At 58.1% G+C, this 9,927-nt stretch carries 14 protein-coding genes; 4 read left to right on the top strand and 10 right to left on the bottom strand.

What is annotated here, in order from left to right; all coding sequences use genetic code 11:
• Positions 1-196 precede the first annotated feature (196 nt).
• A complete protein-coding gene (locus NH448_RS22470) occupies positions 197-1,126 on the top strand; it encodes a DNA-binding protein (protein ID WP_253029502.1) in 930 nt (309 codons plus the stop codon).
• A gap of 31 nt (positions 1,127-1,157) precedes the next feature.
• Here the strand turns inward: NH448_RS22470 and NH448_RS22465 are convergent, their stop codons facing one another.
• The 8 genes from NH448_RS22465 to NH448_RS22430 form a co-directional block, all read right to left on the bottom strand.
• Positions 1,158-1,424, bottom strand: coding sequence for a type II toxin-antitoxin system RelE/ParE family toxin (locus tag NH448_RS22465; RefSeq protein ID WP_253029501.1), 267 nt, complete (start codon positions 1,422-1,424; stop codon positions 1,158-1,160).
• Positions 1,408-1,632 carry a DUF6290 family protein gene (locus tag NH448_RS22460; protein WP_095623473.1) on the bottom strand — a complete coding sequence of 75 codons (225 nt, stop codon included), beginning with the start codon at positions 1,630-1,632 and terminating at the stop codon, positions 1,408-1,410. Before NH448_RS22460 ends, NH448_RS22465 begins: the two co-directional genes overlap by 17 nt.
• A gap of 546 nt (positions 1,633-2,178) precedes the next feature.
• Positions 2,179-3,162: a replication initiator protein A gene (locus NH448_RS22455; RefSeq protein ID WP_253029500.1), complete on the bottom strand. Its 984-nt coding sequence runs from the start codon at positions 3,160-3,162 to the stop codon at positions 2,179-2,181.
• A 13-nt stretch (positions 3,163-3,175) separates the two neighbouring features.
• Positions 3,176-3,421: a ribbon-helix-helix domain-containing protein gene (locus NH448_RS22450; RefSeq protein ID WP_045995259.1), complete on the bottom strand. Its 246-nt coding sequence runs from the start codon at positions 3,419-3,421 to the stop codon at positions 3,176-3,178.
• Positions 3,422-3,460: 39 nt separating this feature from the next.
• Positions 3,461-4,102: an AAA family ATPase gene (locus tag NH448_RS22445; protein ID WP_253029499.1), complete on the bottom strand. Its 642-nt coding sequence runs from the start codon at positions 4,100-4,102 to the stop codon at positions 3,461-3,463.
• Positions 4,103-4,262: 160 nt separating this feature from the next.
• Positions 4,263-4,940, bottom strand: coding sequence for a recombinase family protein (locus NH448_RS22440; RefSeq protein WP_253029498.1), 678 nt, complete (start codon positions 4,938-4,940; stop codon positions 4,263-4,265).
• On the bottom strand, positions 4,937-5,107 hold the full coding sequence (locus NH448_RS22435; protein ID WP_253029497.1) for a hypothetical protein: 171 nt from the start codon (positions 5,105-5,107) through the stop codon (positions 4,937-4,939). Before NH448_RS22435 ends, NH448_RS22440 begins: the two co-directional genes overlap by 4 nt.
• A 52-nt stretch (positions 5,108-5,159) precedes the next feature.
• Positions 5,160-5,411 (bottom strand): antitoxin Xre/MbcA/ParS toxin-binding domain-containing protein, encoded by a 252-nt coding sequence (locus NH448_RS22430; protein ID WP_253029496.1) that lies wholly within the window; start codon positions 5,409-5,411, stop codon positions 5,160-5,162.
• Positions 5,412-5,789: 378 nt separating this feature from the next.
• Between NH448_RS22430 and NH448_RS22425 the strand changes: the two genes are divergently transcribed.
• A complete protein-coding gene (locus NH448_RS22425; RefSeq protein ID WP_253029495.1) occupies positions 5,790-6,053 on the top strand; it encodes a hypothetical protein in 264 nt (87 codons plus the stop codon).
• Positions 6,050-7,324, top strand: coding sequence for a Wzz/FepE/Etk N-terminal domain-containing protein (locus tag NH448_RS22420; RefSeq protein WP_253029494.1), 1,275 nt, complete (start codon positions 6,050-6,052; stop codon positions 7,322-7,324). The genes NH448_RS22425 and NH448_RS22420 overlap by 4 nt, the downstream gene beginning before the upstream one ends.
• A 101-nt stretch (positions 7,325-7,425) precedes the next feature.
• Here the strand turns inward: NH448_RS22420 and NH448_RS22415 are convergent, their stop codons facing one another.
• Together NH448_RS22415 and NH448_RS22410 are read right to left on the bottom strand one after the other, a co-directional pair.
• Positions 7,426-7,713, bottom strand: a complete 288-nt coding sequence (locus NH448_RS22415; protein ID WP_253029493.1) for a DUF1778 domain-containing protein — start codon at positions 7,711-7,713, stop codon at positions 7,426-7,428.
• Positions 7,714-7,758: 45 nt separating this feature from the next.
• Complete coding sequence (locus tag NH448_RS22410) at positions 7,759-8,418, bottom strand: hypothetical protein (protein WP_253029492.1); 660 nt, start codon at positions 8,416-8,418, stop codon at positions 7,759-7,761.
• Between the two features lie 1,218 nt (positions 8,419-9,636).
• On the opposite strand from NH448_RS22410, the gene NH448_RS22405 reads away from it, so the two are divergent.
• Complete coding sequence (locus NH448_RS22405; protein WP_253029491.1) at positions 9,637-9,798, top strand: hypothetical protein; 162 nt, start codon at positions 9,637-9,639, stop codon at positions 9,796-9,798.
• Positions 9,799-9,927 lie beyond the last annotated feature (129 nt).

The following is a 9,927-nucleotide window of genomic DNA, read 5'->3' as shown; positions in this document are numbered from 1 at the left end:
CCGGCCCGCCTCCCCCTCACCAGGCGAGCCGCCCGACACTCGAACCCCGCTACGGCGGGGTTTTTTGTGCCTGGACACCCAGAAACCGCGGCGGCGCCGGGATATTTCATAGCGTAGTGATATTTTGTATTGTATTTTGTACCGTATAACATATAATATGAAATACGAATTACGATACAGTCGAGGGGAGTACGATATGGCACGCACCGGGATCACCTACGAGCAGGTCGCCACCGCCGCCGACGCCCTGGTGGGCCAAGGCGAGAAGCCCAGCATTCAGCGCATCCGCGAGCAGTTGGGCACCGGCAGTCCCAACACCATCCATCGCCACCTCAAGGCCTGGCGAGCCACCCAGGCCCCGGCCGAGCGCCGCGCCGCCCGCCTGCCCGACGAGCTAGCCGCCGCCCTGGCCGAGGAGCTGGAACGCCAAGCCGCCGCGGCCCGCGCCGAGGCCGAGGCAGACGCCCTGGAGGCCCAGCACACCGCCGATGAACTGTCGGCCACCGGCGAGCAGCTGGAGGAGCAGGTCGAGGCGCTGAGCGGCCAGGTCGAGGCCCTGGAGAGCGAGCGCGATCGAGTGACCGGCGAGCGCGACGAGGCGCGTAGCGCCGTGGCCAATTTCCGCGAGCGAGTGAAGGAGCTGGAGGCCCAGCGCGACGAGGCCCGGCAGCAGTTGGCAGAGGCGCGCAACCGGGTGACCACTCTCGAGGAGCAGCGCGACGAGGAGCGGGAGATGCGCGTTTCAGCACAGCGCGAGGCCAAGCAGATCGATCAGGCGCGCATCGAGGCCGAGCGCGCCCTGGCCGTGGCCGAGACCCGTACCGAGGCCGCACAGGATCAAGCCGAGGAGCGTGCCAGAGCCCTGGACGCCGAACGCCAGGCCCGCCGCGATGATGCCCAGGCCCACAAGCAGGCCCTGGCCGAACAGCGTGATGAGTACCGCGAGCGCCTGGCCGCTATGGAAAAGCAGCTTCTGGACGCCCAGAAACGCGCCCAGGAGGCCGAAAAAGGGCGGACCAAGGCCGAGGTACAGGGTGAGGCCCTAGCGGCCCGTATGGAGGCTCTGGAGAGCCGCAAGGGGAAAGACCGGGAGGAGGATCAGGGCCAGCTGCCGCTGGGGGAGTAGATCAAGCCCTGGAGAGACCCCGTGGCAAGCGTCAGCGATAGACCTTACTGCGGTGGGCGATCCGCACCACCAGGATGCGGATCTCGGCGTCCTCGATGCTGGCGATGACGCGATAATTGCCGACGCGATAGCGCCACAACTCGCCGAGCTGGCCCGTCAGCGGTTTGCCCAGCTGGCGGGGATCCTCCAGTGGCTGGAGCCGCCCGCGCAGGTAGTCCCGGATGCGCTTGGCGTCGGCATGGCCGATCTTCTTGAGCTGCTTGACCGCCTCGTCGGTGAGTTCAATCCGCCAAGCCAAGCTCACGCTCCACGTCGTCCAGGCTGTGGGTCGTCATCTCGCCGCGGCGGACCTGCTCCAGGGTCTTCTCGGCCAGGTAGATATCCTCGAGGTCATCCAGGTGCTCGAGGATCGCCTCGCGGGCGTAGTAACTCTTGGTGCGGCCGGTGGCCTTGGCAAGGGCCTCCAGGCGCTCCTCGATCTCGGTGGGCAGGCGTAGGGCGAGCATCGAACTCTCCTCCGGCAGGGTGGGCGCTATACAAGTATATCATTCAACCCAGGCAGCGCCACGGATCTTTGCGGCACCGCCTGAGCGTGAATCGACCGCCTTCCTGCTAAACCCAGGCGCGAAGCGCCTTGTTCCCGCACAAGGCTGGGGTTCGGCCCAGCGAGGGTTGGCACTTTAGCGGTCAGGTTGCGCCGTCTAGGGCGCGCAGCCGCGTAGCGGCTCGAGAGCGCCCGCAAGCCGCGCCTCTGGCGCGCCATCGTTCAGGCCCGCGAAGCGGGGGCGGAGCGAGGGACGAGCGGAGGGTAGGCGAGCGCGTAGCGCGTTAAAGATCTTTTAGATCTTAGTTAAAGACGCGCGCGCGTTACGGGGCTGAGAATTTATTATAAAACAATGTCTTAGGTGATATTTCTGCAGGTAAAAGCACGAAGTGGGCGCAGGTAAAAGCACGTGCCTATTCACAAGCCAAGCGCAGGTAAAAGCACGTGCCTATTCACGTCCATAGTGCAGGTGAAAGCACGTGCTTTTAATATCGTGCTTTCACCTGCACTATGGAGCACGCTCTGGCGGTTTAGCTAGCTCCGCCACGAGATCCGCCATCTGAGCTTTGCTGCCTTTGGCAGCACGCGCATAGAACGTCACCGCATCAGTGTCTTGGTCAAATTTTACGCGGTAGTCAGGCAGCTCATTGGCTTTGACCAACACTTTGATTGCCGCTCGGAAGTTGCGCAGCGTGTCTGAGCTGCCACTCTTTTCATGGAGGGCCTTGAGACCTACACGCCACCGTGACTGCTGGCCACAGTGCTTGCGGGCAAGCTCGTAAATCCGCCTATCTAGTGGCTTGCGTAGCCGAAAGTAGTCTCGGCTTATGGTCAACACCTGAAGAGCCTGAACTGAACGCCACAACCATTCAGGGAGACGCACCTCAACAGCCACCATCCGATCGCCTGGGCCACGCTCGATGACGCGCCACGAGTCAACCAAGCCAAAGCCACGCCGCTCACGGTAGCCGTCCACCTCGATGTTGGTTTCGATAGTGGTACTACGTAACCTCGAAAGTGCGTCTCCCATGCGCTGGTAGGCTCGCCCACTGGTGTCGCGGTTGGTTGTCACGAGAAAATCATAGGCCGTAAAGCGTACAACCGGCCCCACATCCTCGCGGCCTCGGTTCATCGCCTCTACAAGTTGGCTGATGCAGTAGATCCACACGTCCTTATCATGAATCGTTGCACAGCCAGCTTGACCTGGCATCACAGTTACAGTGGTGCCATTGCGCGCATAGGTACGCCTTCGTGTATCGCCCGACTTCAAAGCGAACAACGGATGCTCCATGCTCCCGAGGTCATCCTTGGGGCTCGCCTCCAGAATGTCCGCAATGAAGAAGTCATGCTGGACATGACGCTCGGGAGCCAGTGTGGAGCGCGTGCGTTTCGAGCCCTTGCCAGGGTCTGGAATGAGACGTGCGGAAGCTTCTGCCCAGGTTTCCCCAGCTCTGGCGTTGTCCTCGATGAATTTCTGGCGATCCTCGCTCATGCCCTGCCCCCGATCACTCTTTGATGAGGCCATGCTCGACAGCACGATAAATTGCCATATTGATGATCGCGGCACGGGACTGGCCGAGTTCTGCGGCTAGCTCGTCTACCCTCTCCAACAGTGAGGGTGTGATCGTAAGGCTGATCTGTCGCTTATTGCCTTTTTTCACCCCCTTCGGCTTGGTCTCCGAGTCCGGCGCACCAGAGATGAAAGACTCAGCTGTCTGTGAGGGCTTTGCCTTCGGCTTAGTAATAGCCATAAACACTACCTTATGTATAAAAAGAATATCATTTTAATATTAAAAAAGGGCTTTAACAAGTGCTTCCAGCTCAGCTACTGCCTTCCTGTCTACCGGCTTAATTTCTTGCACGGACAGCCCCGCCCCTGTCGCGTTGGCAAACGCTTTACGCCTCCGTATCGGCGTTGCCAAATACTCGAACTGTGGAATCTCGGCGACCGCCTCTGCTGCTTCAGCATTGTCCATCGAGTTACTGCCGGGATCCGCAAGGTTCAGTACAGCGACGGACCGTAATCCATCTCTGACGCTACGAGCTTCATCTACCAAAGACGCCATATCTTCTAACGCCCACACGTCATATGAGCGAGGAGCGAAGGGCACCAACAACACATCACTCAGCACCAAAGCAGCTCGTAGAGCCGTGGAATCACGACCACCTGCATCAATGATGACATCATCAAATTTGGCCACCTGCTGCTGTACCTGGCTTCGCAGAGTCGGACCATCAGGATATGTTGCACAAGCAATACCAGGGCTGACCCCACTCTCTGCACGAATGCTGATAGCGGTCTGTGCTGTGCCTTGCCGATCGCCATCGATCAGCCATACGTCGCGCCCAGATAAGGCTCGAGAAATCGCCAGGCTCACTGCAAGAGTAGTCTTACCAACTCCTCCCTTCGTGTTGCCTACAGTGATGATCATAAAACACCTTTTTTAATATTAAAAACATATCAAAGATACGTCCTATCACGACGCTTTGTCAATGCTTTGATGTGCCAGAGCATCATGCCCAGGGCTGGATCTCTGTAGGTCTTCAGGAATAGGTAGGGGCAGAGGTGACGCTAAGCTGCCTAATCCGCCCCTATAGTTCTTCGCGCCCCACAGCCGGCGCCTCTAGCCAGGCTCGCAGCCCTTCCAACTCGGGAGCGTGGGGGTCGTATTGGGCCAGTAGCTGCTCGAGCTTGGGGTGGTTCGCAGCCCTGGCGAGCCCTTCGCGCTCTAGGGAGGCATTCAACGTCACCCGGCTAACACCGAAATGCTTGGCCACCTCGGTCTTGGTGATTTCAGGATCGACCAGCATCGCGGCCGCCTTGCGCACGTCGGCGGCTGACATGACCGGACGGCGCCCTCCTTTTCGGCCGCGGGCTCTAGCCGCTGCCAGGCCAGCCAGAGTGCGCTCTCGAATCAGGCTATGCTCGAACTCCGCCAGCGCGCCGAAGATGTGAAACACCAGCTTACCCCCGGCACTGGTGGTATCGATCGCCTCGGTGAGCGATCGGAAGCCCACACCGCGCTCGTTCAGCTCGTGAATCAGCTCCACCAGATCCTTGAGTGAGCGAGCAAGCCGATCAAGCTTCCACACCACCAGGGTGTCGCCGTCGCGCAGAGTGCGCAGGCAGGCCTGCAGCTCGGGACGCTCTCGCTTGGTGCCAGTGACACGCTCCTCGAAGACCTGCTCACAGCCGGCCTCCTCAAGGGCATCACGCTGCAGCTGTGGGTTCTGGTCCTGAGTGCTGACGCGGGCGTAGCCGATAATCATGCGCCTCCTCCCTGAGTGGCTGTGTCATCCTCGAGGCCCAGTGCCTTCCAGTCCTCTGCGCCCACCGGCTCGAACGGTGCAATGTACTTGCTCACCGAAGCCCTTAAGCGCTCCAGCGGGCCGGTATCGCCAGCCCTGGGCGCCTGCTCTCCACTTGCTTGTGTCATCGTGCCCCCTTGTCACCAACCAGCTCTCAGCCACGTCCTCATCAGGGTCGGGTCAGGTATGAACTCCATGCTCGATCCGGCCTATTAGGTCCAGCACCTGCTGAGGGTCTGCCCGCATCACATCGACGGGGCGCTTCCCCCCAAGCCCCATGACCTCTTGATGCAACCAGCGCTCCGCCGCGCCGCGATCCCCTTCAAACAGCCCGATAGCCGCCCGCCAGACGGCGACGGCATGGCGCCCTTCTGGGTCAATGGTATTGGGCATTGGCAGCCACTCATGCAGCGTATCGCTTCGCTTGGTCATCCCCGCCCCACTGATCAATGGAAAACGCTCATTTTCTTTACATAGATATATTTACGCTATTTCTTTACGCAAAACCACCGAAAAACGCCGCTCTGGAGACCAGGGCGGCGCATGTAAAGAAAACGACCCTTTTTTCAGACAAATACCCGCAGACAAGGGAAAAAATTGCCCAGTCGAAGCCGGTTCATGCCCTCCAACCGGCCCCTTCCCTCAGCAGAGCTTGATCCATCCTGAATGAATAGCCCTTTCCGGTCCCCTGATCCCGTTCGACCTATCCAAAAAATGCTTAGAGGATGATATAATTAGCTAATCAAGCATTATACTTATAATATAAATTAATGATTATTTATAAACCTTACTCTGTGCGCAGGAACTAGGATGAGCAAAGAAACAGCAGGAAAGCTGTTAGAAGCAGCTTTATTAACCCCCACATCAATTGCGGTCCCTGGTTTTGCCCTCATTTACTCTAAAATGTGGCGACCGTTCTTAATATTCTCACTTCTACTTTTATCATCTGGATATTACGCATATTTAAGCACTACCAGTGACAGCTCACCTGTGATTGGAACCTCTATTTTCCTATCAGTACATTTTCTGTCCCTATCCTATATCCTCGTTGCAAAATCTAAGGAGCAAGAATGAACGCTCCCGAAAACTACGCCGCGTATAACGAAAGAAGAGATGACGAAATAGATTTGAGAGATATCGCACTCGCAATCTATACTGGATGGAAATGGATAGCAGCAAGCATTATTTTTTGTGCTCTGCTTGGCATTTTATACATTTATGTCATATCCACCCCGACATACTCAACCGATATATCTTACTCTGCCACAACCGGCGGGCTTAACGTCCTCAACAGTATGCCGGGGACCAACTATTCAGAATCTCAGGCCCTTGAAGAATTCAGTCAACGACTCTCAAGCTATGAAAGCTTCAAGTCTTTCCACGAAGAAAATCCCGATGTTATCAACTCTATAACACAAGACGATTTAGACTCCGACTCTCAGATTAGGTCTTTCTTTTTTGATCGGTTTAATATAAACACACCTGGAGATAATGAGACCTCTCGTACCCTGTCACTTCAATACACTGAAAAAACGGACGGCCCGAAAGTCCTCAACGAGTATTTTATATGGACAGAGGGAATGTATGCAAAGACCCTCGTAGACAGGGCTACCCGTACCGTTGAAGATGCAATTGATCGAAACAGAGCGAAGATGGATGCGCACCTAAGATCTCATCAAGATGATATTTCCGCACGCATAGAAAGACTGAAAGAAGATGACAGAATAAGAATTGCAGAGCTAGAAGATCGCCTAAAAGCAGAAAAACAATCTGTGATTTATTCTCGCGCAGAAAGGATTCGGATTCTTGAAAATGCCGAGCAGATTGCTTCTCGTCTAGGCATCGAAAAGCCCACTACCCCTAGAGACCTAGGAAGACAAACTCAAGACCGGGATGTCATTTATGCAGAGATAAACTCACAAGGAGGCCTACCACTTTACTTCATGGGCACTGAGACTCTTCGCGCAGAGCGTGAGGTGATGGAACAGAACCTCGAAGAAGACGCTAAGACAGCAGAAATCAGGAACATAGAAAGCCAGCTCCAACAACTTAGGAACAACAGGACAATTGAGGCTATAGCTGAGCGAGAAAACCAGACTCCGTTTATTGAGGAATACAACAACCTTAGATCTCAGAATGAGATTCTATCCGCGAGCATAGTTTCTCCCGATGAGGTCGATGTTGTTTCGGCGGTTAATTGGGCCTACCAGCCCAACGGGCCGGATTCCCCAAAATCTTCATTAATAATTGCCCTTAGCTTAGTCCTTGGAGGCATGCTGGGTGTTATCCTTGTATTTGTTTCAAATTTTATTTCTAGCATCAAGAGATATAATAGACAGCAATAGCTTTTTGTCATCCAACTAGGCTAATTAAATATGGAGAAAGAGGGGCGGAATGCCCCTTGGGAGGCCTCGTAGAACCAAACCAAACGATGCAACGTTCCCACCTATTCCGGCCAACAACGCTCTCGCCTCATCAAAGCTGCCAGCGCCTCGTTGCTCTCGGCGGTTGGCTCCAGGGCCCTGTCCAGGGCCGCAAAGGCCTCCTCGTCGGCACGGAACAGGCACCGGTCCAGAAGGAGATCCTCGGCGCGACGGCACGCTGCGTCAACGATGAAACCTGTTCGATCACCTCCCACCTCGGCCACGGCCCTGTCGATCAGATTCAGTCTGCGGCGCTCAACACGCAGGTTGAGGGGGACGCGCTCTTCCCTCACTCCGTTGGTATCACTCATATCCCCACCTCACTGATGCGTTTCGGTTCAGCATTCCCACCTACCTCACGCATGCGGCACTCGCCGCACATAGGGCGGCAGCCGGGGCGTCGCCGGCAACGGCTCGGCCTTGTGACGCACACGCTTCCAGTCGCTCTTCAGCAGCCGGATCAGGCCGTGTGCATCCTGCCTCACCCCGCGGAATCCCGGCAGCTTGCGAAGACTGTAGACCGCCTGTCGCACCTGTAGGTGGCGAGTGTCGCGATCGGGCTGCCGCACCGCCTCTCGGAGGCGCGCTTGCCACTCAGTTCGACGCGCCTCCACCATCCGCCAGGTCCAGCGGTCATCCAGCCGAACCAGCTCGTAATCCTCCCGCCATACCTCCGGGCACCAGTACGGGTTGGGCATGGTAATCCGCACCTCTTGAGCATCCCGCAGATCCTCGTAGTGCTGCGCAGGGTGCTCGTCATCGACCAGCAGCCACCACACCGCATAGGGCTGACGCGGTGGCAAGTAGACCACCAGGAAGCCGTTGCCGGCGCCATGCCGGCGACGACGACGCCGCTCATTTCGGTCGGCGGCTGTGCCATATCGCGCAGCAAACTTGGCCGCCAGACGGGCGGCCTTCTCCCGCGGCACTACCCCCGCGGTCCACCGGACGTAGCCGCGGCGAACCAGATCCTGCACGCGCTGCATGGCAGCGCTCTTGTGACGTATCGATCCCATGTGACCTCCCGGTGAGCTGACACGGGGAGGTAGGGCGCGCGGTGACACCATGGGCATGAATAACATGATTAACGGCGCGGAGAGCACGCATATAAAAGATTCCAAGGGCGCCGCGGCCAGAGGCGGCCCGTTAACGTCAGTGCCGCCCCTACCTATCCGCGAGTGCCAAACCTCGGGGTGTGCCAGCCCCTCACGCGAGGGGCTGCCACCCCCTTGTTTGCTGCTGGTCGTGGGTGCCAACCACGACCAACTCGCCGTCGCGCAGTGCGGGTAATTCCGCTCGCTGCGAGGCAATGGGCGCTCAGGCCTGAAATGGCCTGTTCGACCCAATCCAGGGCACCGGGGATTGGGCGACACGGACACGGGCAGCCGGGTAACCGGACCTGACCCTGTCACGCTGTGAAAGTGGGTAGCCAGTCCCACCGGTGGGCGGCGGGTGACCGTCGAACGCATGCCGAAGACGTGGGCGCGGCACCAGGGGAAACCCTGGTGAGCTGAACAGCCGAAAGGATCGGTTCAGCGGCACCATCTCGCGCAAGCGGGATGGGTCGACGAATAGCTCAAGCGTCTAACGGCACCCCGCGAGGGTGCTGTTCGGAGTGTCATACAGCCATGCTCTTCGGGAGCTGGCCATGTGTGAGGAAGTGATCAGGGAGTAGCAGAGCCGTTTTGGAATCTTGGGCCTGGGAAAACCGGCAACGCCGGTGAGGTGCTTAGCACTAGCGATCCTGATGACGGAGCACAGTGGCGGTATGGCACGCAGTAGCGCGTGACTAACGTGGGAAACCCTACGGCCAATGATCCGGGTGGCACCGGTGAGGCTATGGGTGGGAGCGGCGTTGAGTAGTGTCTGAGCTGTGCGGCGATATGGTCGAAGCCCTCAGCGAGTTCCTGGACCACCAGGGCACACGAAAGATGCCAGCGAGTCGTGGGAGTACGTCCCATGGCAGCAAGCAAGTAGCGCACTCTAGAAGCAGCAATACGGGTGGCACCGTAGCGCTGGATGAGACCGTTCCAGGTTGGCCCCTGGATACTTCACCCCAATTCGCACCGCGCAAGACCGGCCGTGCGATCCGACATGGAGGACCATGCAACGCCTCGTTTGAGGCGATTCACCAGCCCCCCATTTGGGGGGCTTTCTCGTAGGCCCTCCGCTACGACGCCCACGCCGAGGGTGCTAGGCTAAGGACCACCGCCCATTGCCCGAGGAGACGCCCCATGACGCCATTTGGCTGGATGACCCTAGCGTTCGCCGTGTTCATGGCCGGCGTGTGCCTGTTCACCTACGTGCAGATCGAGCGCCACGCCCACCAGACCCGTCAGCGCCGCCAGGCCGACGAGCGTCAGGCGATCGTGCAGCAGTACCAGCAGACGCCCTGATACCGGCCCGCCTCCCCCTCACCAGGCGAGCCGCCCGACACTCGAACCCCGCTACGGCGGGGTTTTTTGTGCCTGGACACCCAGAAACCGCGGCGGCGCCGGGATATTTCATAGCGTAGTGATATTTTG

This window comes from Halomonas sp. OfavH-34-E (assembly GCF_024124525.1).
Taxonomy (GTDB): Bacteria; Pseudomonadota; Gammaproteobacteria; order Pseudomonadales; family Halomonadaceae; genus Halomonas; species Halomonas litopenaei.
Note: the sequence above shows the minus strand (reverse complement) of the source record. Positions and strands in the feature narration are given on the sequence as shown.